Origin of the sequence: Streptomyces manipurensis (assembly GCF_049570255.1) — a bacterium.
GTDB classification, from domain to species: Bacteria; Actinomycetota; Actinomycetes; order Streptomycetales; family Streptomycetaceae; genus Streptomyces; species Streptomyces manipurensis.
This window is the reverse complement of record NZ_CP186950.1, coordinates 1054197-1071452: the sequence shown is the minus strand read 5'-3', so window position 1 is coordinate 1071452 and position 17256 is coordinate 1054197. Positions and strand designations below refer to the sequence as shown.

Annotated in this window: 9 protein-coding genes; 3 read left to right on the top strand and 6 right to left on the bottom strand. The window is 71.2% G+C overall.

Going from position 1 to position 17256, the window contains the following annotated elements; genetic code table 11:
• Positions 1–7 precede the first annotated feature (7 nt).
• Positions 8–1267, top strand: a complete 1260-nt coding sequence (gene rocD, locus ACPU2J_RS04975) for an ornithine--oxo-acid transaminase (RefSeq protein WP_423832833.1) — start codon at positions 8–10, stop codon at positions 1265–1267.
• A gap of 99 nt (positions 1268–1366) precedes the next feature.
• Here the strand turns inward: rocD and ACPU2J_RS04970 are convergent, their stop codons facing one another.
• Positions 1367–2833 carry an amino acid permease gene (locus tag ACPU2J_RS04970; protein WP_389070295.1) on the bottom strand — a complete coding sequence of 489 codons (1467 nt, stop codon included), beginning with the start codon at positions 2831–2833 and terminating at the stop codon, positions 1367–1369.
• Positions 2834–3294: 461 nt separating this feature from the next.
• The gene (locus tag ACPU2J_RS04965; protein WP_423832832.1) at positions 3295–4803 is read right to left on the bottom strand and encodes a DUF4246 domain-containing protein; all 1509 of its coding nucleotides are present in this window, start codon (positions 4801–4803) and stop codon (positions 3295–3297) included.
• 212 nt (positions 4804–5015) lie between these two features.
• On the opposite strand from ACPU2J_RS04965, the gene ACPU2J_RS04960 reads away from it, so the two are divergent.
• Positions 5016–5189 (top strand): hypothetical protein, encoded by a 174-nt coding sequence (locus ACPU2J_RS04960; RefSeq protein WP_361605310.1) that lies wholly within the window; start codon positions 5016–5018, stop codon positions 5187–5189.
• A gap of 18 nt (positions 5190–5207) precedes the next feature.
• On the opposite strand, the gene ACPU2J_RS04955 is transcribed toward ACPU2J_RS04960, so the two are convergent.
• The 3 genes from ACPU2J_RS04955 to ACPU2J_RS04945 form a co-directional block, all read right to left on the bottom strand.
• Positions 5208–5585 (bottom strand): FKBP-type peptidyl-prolyl cis-trans isomerase, encoded by a 378-nt coding sequence (locus ACPU2J_RS04955; protein ID WP_423832831.1) that lies wholly within the window; start codon positions 5583–5585, stop codon positions 5208–5210.
• Positions 5586–5670: 85 nt separating this feature from the next.
• On the bottom strand, positions 5671–6789 hold the full coding sequence (locus ACPU2J_RS04950; protein WP_420081576.1) for a fatty acid desaturase family protein: 1119 nt from the start codon (positions 6787–6789) through the stop codon (positions 5671–5673).
• A gap of 7 nt (positions 6790–6796) precedes the next feature.
• On the bottom strand, positions 6797–7807 hold the full coding sequence (locus ACPU2J_RS04945; RefSeq protein ID WP_420081577.1) for a ferredoxin reductase: 1011 nt from the start codon (positions 7805–7807) through the stop codon (positions 6797–6799).
• A gap of 131 nt (positions 7808–7938) precedes the next feature.
• On the opposite strand from ACPU2J_RS04945, the gene ACPU2J_RS04940 reads away from it, so the two are divergent.
• Positions 7939–9078 (top strand): PucR family transcriptional regulator, encoded by a 1140-nt coding sequence (locus ACPU2J_RS04940; protein ID WP_420081578.1) that lies wholly within the window; start codon positions 7939–7941, stop codon positions 9076–9078.
• A gap of 597 nt (positions 9079–9675) precedes the next feature.
• Here the strand turns inward: ACPU2J_RS04940 and ACPU2J_RS04935 are convergent.
• Positions 9676–16998 carry a LamG-like jellyroll fold domain-containing protein gene (locus ACPU2J_RS04935; protein WP_423832830.1) on the bottom strand — a complete coding sequence of 2441 codons (7323 nt, stop codon included), beginning with the start codon at positions 16996–16998 and terminating at the stop codon, positions 9676–9678.
• Positions 16999–17256 lie beyond the last annotated feature (258 nt).

Below are 17256 nucleotides of genomic sequence, written 5' to 3'. Positions count from 1 at the left end.
AGGCACCATGACCACCACGAACGAGACCGTGCCCACCGCGGACGCGACCGCGCTCGGTGTGGCCACCGGCCGCGCCGTCCGGGCCGCCGAGGCCCACAGCGCGCACAACTACCACCCGCTCCCCGTCGTCATCGCCTCCGCCGACGGTGCCTGGACCACCGACATCGAGGGCCGCCGCCACCTCGACCTCCTCGCCGGCTACTCCGCCCTCAACTTCGGCCACCGCAACCCCCGGCTGATCGCCGCGGCCAAGGAACAGCTCGACCGGCTCACCCTCACCTCCCGCGCCTTCCACCACGACCGCTTCGGCGACTTCTGCTCCGAACTGGCCGACCTGTGCGGGATGGAGGCCGTCCTGCCGATGAACACCGGCGCCGAAGCCGTCGAGACCGCCGTCAAGGTGGCCCGCAAATGGGGCTACCTGGTCAAGGGCGTGGCGCCCGGCCGCGCCCGGATCGTCGTGGCCGACGGCAACTTCCACGGCCGCACCACCACCGTGGTCTCCTTCTCCTCCGACCCCGAGGCACGCGCCGACTTCGGCCCCTTCACCCCCGGCTTCGACAGCGTGCCCTTCGGCGACGCGGACGCGCTGGAGGCCGCCCTCACCGAGGACACGGTGGCCGTTCTGATCGAACCGGTCCAGGGCGAGGCCGGCGTCCTCGTCCCGCCCGCCGGCTACCTCGCACGGGTCCGCGAGATCACCGCCCGCCACGGGGTCCTGTTCATCGCCGACGAGATCCAGTCCGGCCTGGCCCGCACCGGCCGGACCTTCGCCTGCGACCACGAACAGGTCACCCCGGACGTGTACCTGCTCGGCAAGGCCCTCGGCGGAGGACTCGTCCCCGTCTCCGCCGTCGTCTCCTCCCACGCCGTGCTCGGCGTGCTGCGCCCCGGCCAGCACGGTTCCACCTTCGGCGGGAACCCGTTGGCCTGCGCCGTCGCCCTGGAGGTCATCGCGATGCTGCGCACGGGGGAGTTCCAGGAACGCGCGACCGCGCTCGGGGCCCTCCTGCACGAGCGGCTGCGCGCCATGGAGCGGGCCGGGGTGATCGAGGGCAGCCGGGGCCGGGGCCTGTGGGCGGGCGTCGACGTCGCCGGGCGCCACGGCAGCGGCAGCGCCCTGGCGGGCCGGCTGCTGGAGCGCGGAGTGCTGGTGAAGGACACCCACGGCACCACGATCCGGCTCGCCCCTCCGCTGGTCATCGACGAGGCCGACCTCGCGTGGGGCCTCGACCGCATCGAGGAGGTGCTCGCCGGACGGCCCTGAGTGGAGCTGTGACGACGACGGGGGCGCACCGGCCGGAAGACCGGTGCGCCCCGTCGGGAGTACGAGCGGCGAGGGGCGGGGCCCCGCGCGGCGGCAGGATCAGGAACGTCCCGCGAGCTCCGACTCCGGGCCGGACGCCGACGTGCGCTCCGCGATCTGCGGGTTGCGGGACTTCAGTACCGCCCAGCCGACCGCCAGGCAGACGGCCCAGCCGGCACCGACGTACAGGGAGACGCGGCTGTCCGGGTCGATGGCGATCATCACGGTGACCAGCAGCAGGAAGGCCACGGCGATCCAGCTGCACACCGTGCCGCCGGGAGCCGGGAAGGAGGACGCCGGGAGCTTGCCGGCCACCACCGCGCGGCGGTAGCGGATGTGGCTGACCAGGATCATCATCCAGGTCCAGATACCGGCTGCGGTGGCCACCGACATGACGTAGCCGAAGGCCTTCTCCGGGACGACGTAGTTCAGGACGACGCCGATGCCCATGAGGGCGACGGAGAGGGTGATGGCCACGGCCGGGGTCTTCGTCGAGCTGAGCCGGCCCAGGATCTTGGGGGCCTCGGAGTTGGCGGCCAGGTCGCGCAGCATGCGGCCGGTGGAGTACATGCCGGAGTTGCAGGACGACAGGGCCGCGGTGAGGACCACGAAGTTGACGATCGCGGCACCGGCCGGGATGCCGATCTTGGCGAAGGCCGCGACGAAGGGGCTGACGCCCGGCTGGAACTCGGTCCACTTCACGACCATGAGGATCACGCTGAGGGCACCGACGTAGAAGACGATGATGCGCCACGGCAGCGTGTTGATGGCCTTGGGGAGGGTCTTCTCCGGGTTCTCCGACTCGCCCGCGGTGACGCCGACGAGCTCGACGGCCAGGTACGCGAACATGACGCCCTGGAGGGTCATGAGGCTGGAGCCGACACCCTTGGGGAAGATCCCGTCGAAGGCCCACAGGTTGGAGACGGCGGCGGTGTCACCGGCCTGGCTGAAGCCGAAGGTGACGACACCGATGCCGATCACGATCATGCCGATGAGGGCGGTGACCTTGACCATCGAGAACCAGAACTCGATCTCGCCGAAGATCTTCACCGAGATCAGGTTGGCGGCGTACAGGACCACCAGGAAGATCAGCGCGGTCGTCCACTGGGGCACGCTCGGGAACCAGTAGTTCATGTAGATCGCCGCGGCGGTGAGCTCCGCCATGCCGGTGACCACCCACATGAGCCAGTACGTCCAGCCGGTCACGAACCCGAAGAACGGGCCGAGGAACTCGCGGGCGTACTCCGCGAAGGAACCGGAGACGGGCCGGTAGAGCAGCAGCTCACCGAGGGCCCGCATGATGAAGAAGACGATGACGCCCGCGAGGGCGTACATCAGGATGAGGCTGGGCCCGGCCTTCGCGATGTTCGCGCCCGCGCCCAGGAAGAGGCCGACGCCGATGGCGCCGCCGATGGCGATCATCTGGACCTGGCGGCTGCCGAGTCCTCGCTCGTAGCCCTCCTCGGGCGTGCCGCCCTTGGTCGCTTCGTTGTCGCCGTGCTGCTGTTCGACGTGCGTCGAGGTCATGCCGTGGTGCGCCTTTCCGCTCCATGCCGATCCGCGCCGCGCTCGGCTGCGGATCGGGTTCCGATCCCCCGGATGGTGATGGAGTTGCGGCCGGCGGTCGGCCGGCTCCAGCGCCCCTGCGCGGACGTGGGTGGTGTCCGGCAGGCGGTCGTGAAGGTCTATCACGCCGTCCGAGTTCGGGCCGTGGGGTACATCACGGGCAAATCAACACTTCGCCCCCGACCAGGCCCAAAGACCCTTGCGTGATGACGCGATCGTTATCCGGATCTGAGGTTCCACTGAGCGAACGCGAAGTGCCGACGAGGCAAACCGTGCCACCCCGCGGACGTCCGCTCGCGGTCCGGTCACGGAGCGTGACGGATGCCGGGGGCGGAACGCAAAGGGGTCGGCCCGTGACCTGGGCCGACCCCTTCACCGCTCACGGCGCGTGCCGTACCGGTGCGTCCCGGACGTCACCGGGCTCAGTGCTCGCAGAGGGAGAACTCCCGCTCGAAGATCTCCTGGTTGTGCTCGTCCACGAAGAACTTGCGCTCCCGCATGAGCTCCTCACGGAAGTCCTTCGCCTCCTCCAGCGTCATCGTCGTGGTGTCCGACCAGGGCTGCTGCGGCGGCACGTCGGAGGTCGACACGATCCGCTCCGACGGGTCGACGAGGAAGAACGCGAGGATCTTGCGGTACCCCGGACGGGTGGCGTCCGCGAGGCGGAAGGAGCCGACGCGGTGCTGCAGCACGTTGGGGAACGCCAGGGAGCGGCCCGCCGGGGTCGCCACGGACCCCAGCACCTGGTTCATCGCGTCCTCGTTCTCCAGGCCGTAGATCTCGCGCACGCCGTTGTCGTCGTTCTGCTCGTAGTACGGGTCGTCGAGGGCGGCCCGGAAGCCCAGCCGGCTCTCGGTGATGTTCTCGCTGTCCCAGTAGTGGATGCCGGTCGACACGATGCGTTCGTTCAGCATCCCCTCGACGTGCCAGGAACCGCCCTGGTACTCAGGCTTCTCCGGGGTGAGGTGGATGGTCGCGAGCTTGACGATCACCTGCAGCCGGCGGCCGCGCAGGCTGACCCGCGTGGACGCGTCGGGCGGTGCGGGAGCGGTGAAGGCCGGGGCGTCCGGGGCGACCGGCCGGCGGTTCTGCCACCAGTCGTCCAGGGCGCTCTGCCAGTCGCGGCGGGCCTTCGCGAAGGCCTCCTCGTCGCTGTAGTCGGCCTTGTTCGGACGCACCGGCTCCGAGTCGTACCACCCGTAGGGATCGGCCTCGATGCGCAGGGGCCGGGGCCGGCGCAGATCGGTCAGCACGTTCTCCAGCAGGGGGACCATGCGCGCGAACACGTCCGCCAGGACGGGGAGGAGGTCGCGGTGCAGCTCCGGGTGCACGTTGTTGACGTACGAACGGAAGGAGACCTCACCCTTCTCGCTCACGTCGACGTCGGTGGGCAGCCACTGGAACCGCTCCGAGAACTCGTACTTCGAGTAGCTGTCCGTCGGGTTCCGCCACGCCCGCTCGGGCGCGCCGCTCGCCTCGCGCACCAGACAGAACAGCGAAGGGTGCACCAGGTCCAGCACCTGGCCGTCCGAGCCGGGGTGCCAGTCCTTCTCCGCGTCCGGCACCTCTTCGAGGACCCGCACCGCCTCGCGCAGCCGCGAGCCCAGCTCGTCGTCGACCAGGGCGTCCGACTGCCACACCCCGTCGACGGAGGCCACCTCGACGCCCGTCTCCGCGTCCCGCAGGCCCGCGTAGTGCGCGAGCTCGGCGAGCACGTACCGGACCTGCGCCTCGGTCAGGCCCTGTTCCAGCGCCTCCCGTGTCCACCGGGCGGCGATGCCGGCGTCGTTCATCTTGTCGAACCAGCCCGTCTTCTCCCGGAGGTGCGCGCTGCACTGCATCATCTCGATCTCCCGCAGCGTCCGGGGTGTCGCGAACGCCATGGAACGTGTTGCTTGGAATGGCAGCGGGAAAGCAGACAGGCCGCTCACTTCTTTCGGTCCTCCCGGTCGACGTACGGTGGCGGGCAGGATATGTCAGTGGACCGACAACGCTCCGTGCCGGCGGCCGCGCCGGAGGCCCCGCAGCGGGCCCGGCCGGGGGCCCGGCGTCGGCCCGACGCCCGCCCGGCGCGCGTCAAGACGGCGCCAGGAATCCCGCCGCCCCCTCGCCATCGGGGGGCCGGCGGCGCGATCCTCGGGAGGTGACGATCGACTGGCTCCCCGACCGCGGCATCCGGCGGACCGTACGCACCCTCGCGGCATCCGGCGTGACCCTCGTCGCCGCCGGCGCCGTCCTCGACGCGATGTGGCTGCTCGGCATCGGCGTCTGGGGCGTCATCGCGGCCCTCGGGATCGAGATCGTCTACCGGCCGTAGGGGGCGCCGCGGCGGGCGTCAGACGACGGATATCAGGTCCACCACGAAGACGAGCGTGGAGCCGGGCGGGATCAGCGGCGAGGGGGACTGCTTGCCGTAGCCCAGCCGCGGGGGCACGACGATCTCCCGCCGGCCGCCCACCCGCATGCCCCTGATCCCCCGGTCCCAGCCCTTGATGACCCGGCCGCCGCCCACGGCGAACTTGAACCGCTCCCCCCGGTCCCAGGAGGCGTCGAACTCCTTGCCGGACGCGAAGGTCACCCCGACGTAGTGGACCCGGACGACCCGCCCCGGCTTCGCCTCGGGCCCGTCCCCGACGACGAGGTCCCGGACGGTCAGCTCCTCGGGAGCCTCACCCGCGGGCAGGACGATCTCGGGCTTCGTCGGTTCGCTCATCGCGGGCCCCATCGCTCTCCGCCGGCAGCCCGTACGCGGGCTGCCGGACGCACGGTCACTGCGAGCAGTAGAACACCTGCCGGACTCAGGCGGCGACCAGCTCCTGCTCGCGGTCCGGCGCACCGGCCCGGGGCTTCCTGTTCGGCAGCGAGAGCCGGAAGACCTTGCGCCACGCGGAGAAAACCTGCTTCGGCAGCGGCCCGGTGACGTACTCCAGCTCGTACTTCTCGAACAGCGCCCGCACCTTCACCGCGACCTCGGCGTACCGGTTGCTCGGCAGGTCCGGGAACAGGTGGTGCTCGATCTGGTGCGAGAGGTTGCCGGTCATGAAGTGCATGGCCTTGCTGCCGCTGATGTTGGCCGAGCCCATCATCTGGCGCAGGTACCACTGGCCGCGCGTCTCGCCCTTGATCGACCGGCGCTCGAAGACCTGCACGCCCTCGGGGAAGTGCCCGCACATGATCACCGAGTGGGTCCAGAGGTTGCGGACCAGGTTCGCGGTGAAGGTGGCGGCGAGCGTGGTGAGGAACGACGGGCCCGACAGCAGCGGGTGGATCACGTAGTCCTTGAGGACCTGCTTGCGGATCTTGCGGCCCACGGCCCTGGCCCGCGCGCGGAACTCCGGGTTCTTGCGGCGGCGCTTGTGCAGGTTCTTGCCGAGCTCCAGGTCGTACGCCGCGATGCCGTACTCGAAGAAGCAGGCGTTGATGAAGTTCCACAGCGGTTGGCCGAGGTGGAACGGGTGCCACTTCTGGTCCTCGTCGACGCGCATGATGCCGTAGCCGAGGTCGTTGTCCTTGCCGATCACGTTGGTGTACGTGTGGTGCAGCTCGTTGTGCGAGTGCTTCCACTGGTCGGCCGGGGAGACGTGATCCCAGTCCCAGGTGGTGGAGTGGATCTTCGGGTCACGCATCCAGTCCCACTGGCCGTGCAGGATGTTGTGGCCGATCTCCATGTTGTCCATGATCTTCGCCACGGACAGCCCGGCGGTGCCGATCAGCCAGGCGGGCGGGAAGAAGGAGAACAGCAGTACACCCCTGCTGACCAGCTCGAGCTTGCGCTGCGCCGAGATGACCCTCCGGATGTAGGCGGCGTCCTTCTCGCCCCGGCTGGCGATCACCTCGTCGCGGATCGCGTCCAGCTCGCGGCCGAGCTCCTCGATCTGCTCCGCGGTCAGGTGGGCGGTGGGGTCGATGGCGGTCAAGGTGCTCCTACCGTTCGATGTCGCAGGGGCCCGCGGCGGCGGACACGCAGGTCTGGATGAGGACGCCCGGTTCGGCCTCGGTGATCTCGCCGGTGCGCAGGTCGCGGACGGCGCCCGCCTTCAGCGGTGTGACGCAGCCGAAGCAGATGCCCATGCGGCAGCCGGAGGGCATGAGCACGCCGGCCTCCTCGCCGACGTCCAGCAACGGTGTGGCGCCGTCCGCGGCGACGGTCCTGCCGGTGGTGCTGAAGGTGACCTCGCCGCCGTCGCCGGCGACGACGACCCCGGCGCGGAAGCGTTCGGTGTGCAGGCGCTCCGCGACGCCGTGTTCGCTCCAGAACGCTTCGGCGGCGTCGAGCAGGCCCGCGGGCCCGCAGGCCCAGGTCTCGCGCTCGGCCCAGTCGGGTACCAGTTCGCCGAGCCGGGCGATGTCGAGCACGCCGTCCGTGTCGGTGTGCACCTCGGTGAGCCGCAGCTTCTTCCGCGCGACCAGGTCGTGCAGTTCGTCACGGAAGATCACGTCCTGCGGGCGCGGCGCGCTGTGGACCATGACGACGTCGTCGAGCCCGGTGTCCCGCAGCATGCCCATCACGGGTGTGATGCCGCTGCCGGCCGTCAGGTAGAGCACCTTGGCGGGTGGGGGTTCCGGCAGGACGAAGTCGCCGGTCGGCTGGTCGAGCTGGACGAGCGTGCCCGGCTTCGCCCTGCGGACGAGGTGGTTGCTGACCTTGCCGTCCGGGATCGCCTTCACGGTGATCGTGACCCGGCCGTCCCGGCGGTCCGTCGGCGAGGTGAGGGAGTAGGCACGCCACAGGCGCCTTCCGTCGACGTCGACCCCGATCCGCACGTACTGACCGGCCGTGTGACCGCGCCAGCCCTTTCCCGGTCTGATCACGATGGTCGCGGCGTCGCCCGTCTCGGGGTGCACGGCCTCGATGCGCCCCCGCAGGTCCGCGCCCGCACGCAGCGGGCTGACCAGGTCGAGGTAGTCCGACGGCAGCAGCGGCGTCGTGACCATCTCCAGCATTTTCCACGCCCTACTGCGGAGGGCTGCACTCGTCATGGCCCCAGCTTGATGCGCTTCAGGGCGTAAAGTCCTGACCGCAAGACGTAAATCTGGCAGGACGAATTGTTCGCAGGGAATAAAGCATGAGCCATCCGATCCGGAGGGTCACCGAACCGGCCCTGGATCAGACGACGGTCACCGCACTTCGGGCCGCGCTGACGACCACCGCCGACGAGGTCGTCCAGGCGATCATCGACGAGGTCCCGCCCTACGCCAACGCCCTCTCGGGCCGCATGGGCGTCACCATCCGCCGAGCCGTCCGCACCGCACTGGGGCACTACCTGGACCTCGCGAGCGGGAACGCCACCGGCGGCGACGCCGGTGACGCGGCCTACGAGCTGGGCCGCGGCGAGGTTCGCGACGGGCGGTCGATGGACGCCCTCCTCAGCGCCTACCGCGTCGGCGCCCGCGTGGCCTGGCGCTGCCTGGCGGCGGGCGCCGTACCGGCAGGCCTGCCCGCCGCCGAGGTCGCCCGGTTCGCCGAGCTGACCTTCGCCTACATCGACGAGCTCTCCGCCGCGAGCGCCGCGGGCCACGCCGACGAACTGGCCGCCCGGGGCCGGGAGCACGAGCGCCACCTGGAACACCTGGCCCGCGACCTCCTCGCGGGCGCCAGCCCGGACGTGCTGCTGGCCTCAGTCCAACGGGCCGGGTGGCAGCCCCCGGCCTCGCTGACCGCCGTCCTGCTGCCCGCTGCCCAGGCCCGGCCCGCCTACCGCACCCTCGACCCGGGCACCCTCGTCCTCGACGACCTGCCGGACGCCCTCGGCGTGCTGCTCGTCCCCGATGCCGACCGGCCGCACCTCCTGCGGCAGCTGGCCGACCGCACCGCCGTGGTCGGCCCGCCCCGGCCGTGGACCCGCGCCTGCGACTCGTACACGCGCGCCGCCCGCGCGCACTCCCTCTCCTGCGACATCCGCGACACCGAGGACCACCTGCCCGAACTGGTGCTGAGCGCCGACGTGGACGCGTTCGCCGACCTGCGGGCCCGCGCCCTCGCACCGCTGCGGGCCGTACCCGTCGCGACCGCGCGGCGGCTCGAGGAGACACTGCGGTCCTGGCTCCTGCACCAGGGCAGGCGGGACGAGGTGGCGGCGGAGCTGTTCGTCCACCCCCAGACCGTCCGGTACCGGATGTCGCAGCTGCGGGAGCTCTTCCCGGATCTCGCCTCCCCGCGCCGCGTCCTCGAACTGACCCTGGCGGTGGGCCTCCGGACCGCCTGACGCCGTCCACCGGCCCCTGGAAGAGGCCCAGCCTCTTCGGGGAGCAGCTGACCAGGAGGTTCTTGGTCTGCTGGTGGTACAGCAGTTGGAATAGGGCTGACCAGGCAAAACGGTGGTTCGGGATGTCCATCCCGGCAGTATGGTCCGAGAACGGACCGGATCTTGGTCCCGGCCGACCAGACACGGGTTGCCCATCCGGAGGGCCAAGCTGCCGGGCTGGCGACGTCGTTGCAGTGCAGGATGCGGTGGGCGGTTGAGGGCGTGATCCCGGTCGGGGCGGTCACCCGCAGGGATCGATCAGGCAGCCGGTTGGCATGTCTGGTAGCGGCGCGTGGGCCGCGCGCCGCGAGCGTGTGGAGAGCCTGCTGGGGCTGGGGCTGGGGCTGGGACTGGGGCCGGCCCGGGACGCGTACGGTCGGCGTCGGGTGGCGCTCGTTCCTCGCCCGGCTGCACCAACTCGGTGATCGGCACCGCCGCCAACACGGTCACCGCCTTCATCCCCGCCCGTGCGCAGCGCCTCTCCATTCCGCAGTGGGATGCTGTCGCCGGACGCCTGGCGCGCCCGGCCCTCCGAGGTGACGGAGGGCCGGGCCCAGGTCAGTTGTCCATGCCGAAGTAGCGGCTGAGGTAGTCGATGATCTCCGTGGAGTGGGGGAGGAGCTCGGGCAGCTGGGCGGCCAGGGCCGCGCGGGTGGCGGTGGCGAGGGCGCCGGTGCTGGTGGCGGCGGGGCGGACATACGGTTCCAGGCGCTTGATCAGCTCGTAGTTGCTGTCGATGTTCTCGGCGCGCATCGCCTTCTCCAACGGCGGCGCCCCGGGCGGCGGGACGGGTGCGAGCACCCGGCTGACGTAGGTGACGCGGTGCAGGATCCGCCAGCACGGGGGCTTGGCGGAGTTCTGGCGGGTCTGCCGCAGGGCGGCGGCGTCGGGGGCGTCGCTGCCCGACAGCCAGGTGGGGTCGACGACCTTGTGGTAGAAGTCGTCGAAGTTGGCGCTGTTCTCGCCGAGGTAGAAGGTGAGGAAGCGGTAGGCGTCGACCTTGCCCGGCACCAGGACGGGCTTGCCCGCCGTGTCGTAGACGGGCTTGCCGTCCTTGTCGCGGCGCTGCAGGTCACCCGGGGGTGCGCACTGGACGTCGAGGCCGAAGGAGCGGGAGGCGTCCTTGCCCTTGGCCCGGGTGACGCTGAAACCGCCTCCCACGGAGGCCTCAAGCTGGCCGTAGAAGTTCACACCTTTGAAGCCGAAGTTGCCCCCGTAGGTGCCGCCGATACTGCCGCTGAGCGCGTAGGAGCCGGAGGTGGTCTCGCTGACGGCGTCGGTGGCCTCGGTGGTCTCGGCGAAGAAGCCGCCCTGGGCCGTCCAGACGTAGGTGTTGACCAGGTCCCGGTGCGAGAAGCCGGTGGCGGCGGCGCTGCCGGCGGTGCTGCGCCCGGTCTCCTGCTGCTCGACGGACATGCCCATCGAGCGCAGGAGCGCGTTGGCCTGTCCCTGGGTCGGGTCTGGGCGGTGGGTCTCGGTCGAGACCGATTCGTAGAAGGCGTGCAGCCGCTGCTGGTCGCGGGTGATCCGGCGCTTGAGCGCGTAGGCGTCCCGCGGCTTGAAGTAGCTGTACTCGCCGTAGCCGGTGGCGGTGGGGTAGTCGGGGTCGGTGACCTTGCCGCGGTCGTCGAAGCCGACCGCGCCGTCCAGGGTGCCCTGCTTGGTGTAGCGGGGGTTGATCGGGAAGTGGATGAGGTTCCAGTCCGGCGGGATGTCCGGGTTGGGCAGCATCCGGTAGGCGACCAGGGCGCCGGTGTGCGCCAGGCGCAGCGCGAAGACGTCGGCGGTCTGGGACTGCACGAGCGCCATGCCGTTGTTGGCGGGCACGTACCGGCGGCCGACGGCGGAGTTCAGCACCTTGGCGGCGTCCTCGGTGTAGCCGGTCAGGGCCAGCTTGGCCTTGCGGGCGGTGTTGGCGCCCTGGCTGACCTTGGTGTCCTCGCTCCAGGTGTTGGAGAACTCCAGGCGGCCCGTCAGGCCGACCTTCAACTGGGCGTCGGCGAGCGGGGACGCGATGCCGAAGCCGGCCGGAGCAGTGATCGACAGGACGCTGGCATCGGTCTCGAAGCCCACCGCGAAGCCGAAGGCGGCGTTGACGCTGCGGGTCTTGCTGGAGGACAGGCTCCGCACCACCTGGTTGGCCTCGGCGAACTCCACCGAGGAGGCGGCGGCGTAGCCGTCGGCCTTGTCGGTGAGGTTCTCCGAGGGAACCGGCGGGGCGCCCTCGATGTAGCCCATGAGTTGCGGGTCGAACTGGGCCTGGCCGACCCACTCGGTGGTCAGGTCACCCACCTTGTAGCCGGTGACCAGGTGCCAGCGGCCGTCGCGGACGAAGCCGTAGCAGCGCTTGAGCACACCGAGCGTCTCGCCCTTCGCGTCGTACTGGAGGTCGGCGTACTCGGTGGCGCCGGGGGCGCCGGCGATGGTGTCGTGGAAGGGAGTGCGGACGTCGGCGAGGGCCGACCGCACCTGGGCGGTGTCCGTGGACACGGGGGCGGTGGAGAGCAGGACGCGGGGCCGCTTCGCGGAGAAGGCGAGGTTGTTGCCGCGCAGGCCCTCGTCGCGCACCGAGGTGGTGCCGGGTTCGGTGGAGTCCCGGTCGAAGGGCCAGTAGCCGAGCAGGTCCCGCTTGTTCTCGCGCAGGCGGGTGAACAGGTTGTCGCTGATCTGCTCCCGGGTGCGGACGGTGCGCCAGATCCGCACCTCCTCCAGCGTTCCGGCCAGCAGCTCCGTCGGTCTGGCCCCTTCCAGGCGGGCGCCCAGGGTGAGCTGGGGATCGCCCCAGGAGGCGGTGTCCTGGGCGGTCACGGGGGCCTCCGACAGCGGCTCGCCGTTGCGGTACAGCCGCAGCGGGCTGGCCGTGGGGTCGACGTCGCGGGTCCAGCGGGCGCCCCGCAGCTTGGCCGGGAAGGAGCCGGAGACGTCGACGGTGACGTTCCCGGCGTTCTCGTTGAAGGGCCAGCGGGCCAGCAGCCCCTTCTCACGCGCGGTGACCGGCTGCCCGAGCTGGACGGCCGGCCGTGCGGAGTTCCACAGCCGCACCTCGCACAGGACACCGTGCAGCCCACGGCCGATCTCCAGCTCGCCGGAGTTGGACTGTGCACCAGGGCCGCTGTACAGGTGACTGCCGGCGGCTGCGCCGTCCAGGTAGAAGCGGATGTCCTGCTCGGACTGGATGCTCGCGTTCGCCTGGGCGGCAGCGGAGGTGTCGGGCTTGCGGCGCTGCCGCACCACGGTCACCCGCTGGAAGGCACCGACCGTCACGGCCCGGTCGGAGGTGTGCCGGACGGCCTTGCCGTCGGCCTCGGCGAAGGCGAACTCCACCCGGCCGTCGGCCAGGATGCCCAACTGGTACGGGACGCCGTCCCGGCCGCCGTCGACCACCGTGCCCTTGGCGAGCAGGCCCATCGGGGCGCCGAGCTTGTCGATCCGGACGAACGCCTCGATGGTGAGGTCCTCCAGGACGTCCAGCGAATTCTGCGGGGCCACCGACAGGCCCGCGCCGCCGTTCAGGCTCAGGGCCCAGGACTGGGCGAAGGTGGCGGCCAGGTGCGCCCATTCGTTGCACGGGAAACGCTCCGCCGAGCGCACCACCCGGTCGCCCACCCGCGCGACCACCTGGTAGCCCTTGATCGGTGAGGGCGGGCTGCTCGGCCCGTCGAAGGTCCAGTGCCCGAGCAGGCCCGGTTCGCGGCCGGAGAGCCGCTGGTGGCGCTCGGAGGAGATCTCGTGCTGGGTGCGGGCCCGACCGAAGACGCGGACCTCGTCGATCCGGCCGTCGAGGTAGTCGCCGGTGAAGGGGAAGTGGCCCAGGATCAGCGGGCCGTTGCCGGTGTAGGCCCCGTTGGAGGTGCGGCGGGCGACCTCGACGCCGTCCCGGTAGAGGATCTGCTCGCGGGTGGCGTTCTTGTAGACCGCGGCCCAGTGGTGCCACTCCAGGTCCGGGTAGGCCTGGGTGGTCTTGAGGTCGTCGCCGTACAGCGAGAAGTAGAAGGTCTCGTCGGGGTGGACCCACAGGTGCAGGGACTGGTCGACCCGGCCGTCCGTCGCACCGTGGAACAGCAGGGGCTCGACGCGGCCCCGAGACTGGTTGCGCTTGGCCCACAGCTCGATGGTGAAGTCCCGGTTCGCCAGGTCGAGCGAGGGAGTCAGCTGGGCCTTGGTGCCGCCGACGAACTGCCAGGCCGGCAGGGCGGCCGGGGCGAGCGCCAGGGAGTAGCCCGATCCGTCCGTCCTGGCGTGGACGATCCGGCCCCCTCCGGCCTCGGGGTTGACCCAGGCCTCCAGGCTCAGGTCACCGGTCGGGGCGATGTTCTGCTGCTGGCCGGCGGGCAGGGTCAGGTACTGCTCCTTGCCGTCGAAGAGGAAGGCCCGGCCGGGCATCTCGGCCCGCCAGCGGCAGCCGCGGCCGGTGATCGTCGCCTTGGCCGTGCCGTTGGGGACGGAGTCGACGCCGCCCGGGGTGAGCCCGATCAGGCGGGAGCCGGCGGACAGCAGGACCCCGGCCCGGGTGGACTCCGCCCGGGCCCAGTCGTAGCCGACCAGGCTGACCTTGTCGCCGGGCTTGATCGCGGTGCCCGCCGTCGTGAGGGTGAGTGTCTTGGCGCCGGTGAGGTTGTCGGCCTCCGCGGCGTAGCCGGTGCTGCCGATCACGAGGTGGGCCTTGGCCGGGACCGGCACGGTGGTGGCCCCGGTCAGCTCCACACTTCTGCCCGTCACCCGGGCGACCGCCCCGACCGTCACCGGCCGGCCGGGGCTCCCGGCCAGGGCGGCGGCCATCAGGTCGGCCTTGCGCGGCAGCGACCGCCAGGTCTCGGTGTCCGTCCCGACGGTGATCGTGAGGTCGCAGCGGCCGGGCGCGTCGCCGTCCGCGACCTTGATGGTGGCGCTGTCCAGGGCAACGGCCGGGTCGCGGGCGAGGAAGGTGAGCGTGCCGCCGTCCCCGGCGAGGGTCTGGGCACCGCGGACGACGCCGGTGTCGTAGTACACGGCGAAGAACTGGTTCTCGGCGCCGCGGAAGTACAGCACGACGTTGCCGGTGCCGCTGTCCAGTAGTGCGGGCCGGTCGGTGCCCCGGGCGAATTCGAGCAGGCCGCCGGACAGGCTCAGACCGGTGGAGTCCACCGCCAGCAGCGGCATCGCCACCGTCAGGTCGTCGTCCCCCTGCAGGGCGGTCGACAGGCGGGCCAGCTGGTCCCGGGCGTCCTTGAGTTCGGCCTGCTGGGCGGCCAGCACGAGCTGCAGTTCGGCGACCCGCTGTTGGGCTGTGCGCGCCTCCTGGAGGAGCTGGCGCGCGGCGTCCAGCTTCTCCTTCGCCGCGAGGTACGCCACGTCCACACCCGAGCGCATGGACAGGCGCGTCATCTTGAACAGGCCCGAGTCCGCGGTGAGGCATTCGCTCGACTGGACCAGGTGGGGTAACTGGTACGTGGAGGGCAAGCCGATCGCGAGCCGGCTGCCGCGGTTGACGATGCGGACGTGCTCGCCCTCGGCGATCAGCTGGAACTGCGCGCTGACGTTGCCCGGTTCGCGGACGATCGTGCTCAGCCGGGCGGTCTCGGACGTCGAGTTGCCGGTGACGCGCAGGTCCCGGTTGCGCTCGCGGGCGACCAGGAAGTAGCAGGGCCGGCCGCCCTGGCTCTGGCCGGTGTCGTCCAACCACCAGGTCGACCGAGGACCGTTGGGCGGGACGAACTGCACTCCGGCCTCGTACTCCGAGGTGAGGATGGCGAAGAGCGACTGCGCCAGGTGGCCGCTGGCCAACTGGCGCGGTGTCTTGAGCTCCAGGCTGTAGATCCAGGAGGTGGCCAGGTCCTTCTCGGCGAGGTATCGCCGCTCGAGGTCGTCGAAGCCGGGCTTCAGCCGGTCGACTTCCGCCTGGTACTCGGCCACCCTGCCCGCGGTGCCGGCCAGCCGGGTTGTCTCCGACTGAAGGGACGCGACCTCCGGCTCCAGCCGCTTGATCAGCTGCTGCAGGGCGCTGATCTGCTCCGAGTCCTGGCCCTTCGTCGGCCGCTTGAGCACCGCCGGGTCCAGCACGTCCGGCGCCTGGGCCAGCCGGCCGTCGCGGCCGACCGCGAAGTCCAGGCCCGCCAGGCACGGGTTCTGGCCGTACCTGGCGGCGAACGCCAGCAGCACTCGGGCCTGCCGCTTGGCGGGCTTGGGGTCGGGGCGGTACCCGGCGACCACGTTCTCCTGCTGGTGGTACAGCACGGCCGACAGGCCGGAAACCACCGAGCGCCCCTTGAGGACGAAGCTGTCGCGCCGCACCCCGGGGTGGTCGCCGACCGGGGCCTCCGAGCCGGTCCACTGCACGCCGCCGCCGAGGGTGCCGTGCAGCGCCCGGTCGGTCTGGTCGTTCGCGGTGCTCCCCGTGCCCTCGTCGAACCGGTAGTAGGCCACCAATCCCGGCTCGTTGCCGATCAGCCGGTAGCTCATGTCCTCGGTGAGCTCGGCGGCGGAGCGCACCCGGTCCCAGATCCGGATCTCGTCGACGTCGCCCTTGAAAAGCCTGTCCGTACCACCGGAGGAGTCCTTGCCGACCAGGGTGTTCACACCGGTGGCCGGGGTGAACGGCAGCGCCCCGCTGCCGGCCGGCCTGCCGTTGACGTACAGCTTCGCGGTGGTGCCGTCGAAGGTGGCGGCGATGTGGGTGTAGGCGTCCGTCGGTACCGACTCGGTGGACAGGAGCGGCGACGGCGCGCCCTGGTGGGTGAGGCTCACCAGGCCGGCGGCGTCCACCGCCAGCAGGTACTCCCCGCTCCTGGCCAGCACCGGGCCGTCGTAGGAGGCGGGTTTGACCCAGGCCTCGATCGAGTACGCCCTGCCGCCGAACCGCAGAGCCGTCGGATCGCCCAGGTCGAGGTGGGCGTCGGTGCCGTTCAGCCGCAGCGCGGTCTCCGCCCGCCCCTCGGTGCCCGTCACCGGCACCAGCTCGCGTCCGGTGAACGGGCAGTTGCCCGGGCTGCGCTCGAACACCGCGTCGCGGTAGAGCGGGTCGGGGCTGGTGTAGAAACGGGTGCCCCGGGTGTTGAACAGGCCCTGGGCGCCCTGCTCGACGCTGAAGGAGTCGACCCGCCCGGTGGCGTCGTTGTGGGCGAACAGCTGCCAGCGCTGCACGCTGCTGATCGCGGTGGGCACCAGCACGGCGGCGAACCGGCCCTGGGTCAGGTTCCGTACGAAGGACAGCTCCTGGGTCGGCTCGTGGAAGGGGCGGCCCTCCATGTCCTCGGTGCCCAGGCTGTCCTTGGCCGACTCGGGACGGGTGGCGTGCCGGCTGCGCTTGTAGCGGACCTCCAGAACCGGCTTGAGCTTGCCGTCCACCAGCAGGAACCGGTCGCACAGCAGGGTGTCGCGCACCAGCGGCACCTTCTTCGTACCGCTGAGCACGTAGTCCGTGCGGGACGCGCTGCCCGAACAGCCGCCGCCGGTCAGCTTGTACACCGCGTCGGAGTGCGTCTCGCCGACCGACTGCCGTAACACCACCACGTACGTGCCGTCGGAGACCACGTGGAACGGGGCGTCCGCCGTCAGCCGCGCGGTGGTGGACAGGAACGGGTCGGTCTCCTGGGCCGTGGGCCGCTCGTCGACGGCCGCCTCGGCCCCGCCGCGCTTGACCGTCGGCATCGCCGTCGCGCCGACCACTGCGTACCCCGCCTCGGCCAGCTCCCGGGGGAAGACCAGCTCGGCCGGGTTGTCGCTCCAGTACGCGGTGTCCGCCTCGCCCTTGGCCGGCGGGCCGGACAGGTCCAACACCGAGTAGACGATCCGGCGGGACGCATCCATCGCGAACGCGATGGTGGTGCCCTGGTGCCGCGCCATCGTCACGTGCCGGTACGACCGGTCTCCGTAGATCTTGAGCAGGGATTCCTGCGGTGCCACTGCTTCCCCTCCCGCGAGCATGACCGCTGACCCCGGCCCTCACGGTCCGGAGCGGCGCTGGACGTGCGGATCACTCCTGACGGAGCGTCGGCCATTCTGGCACCCACAGTTACGATTGCGCGGAGGTCGTGGAGCCACTCGGGCGGTACACGGCTTGAACACCGCTCCGGGTGGCCGGACTTCGCCGTCCGGCGACCATTGTCACGGCCGAGGGGACGCAGGCCCGGCGAAGCCGTCGGGTGGCCGCCCCGCCGTGTC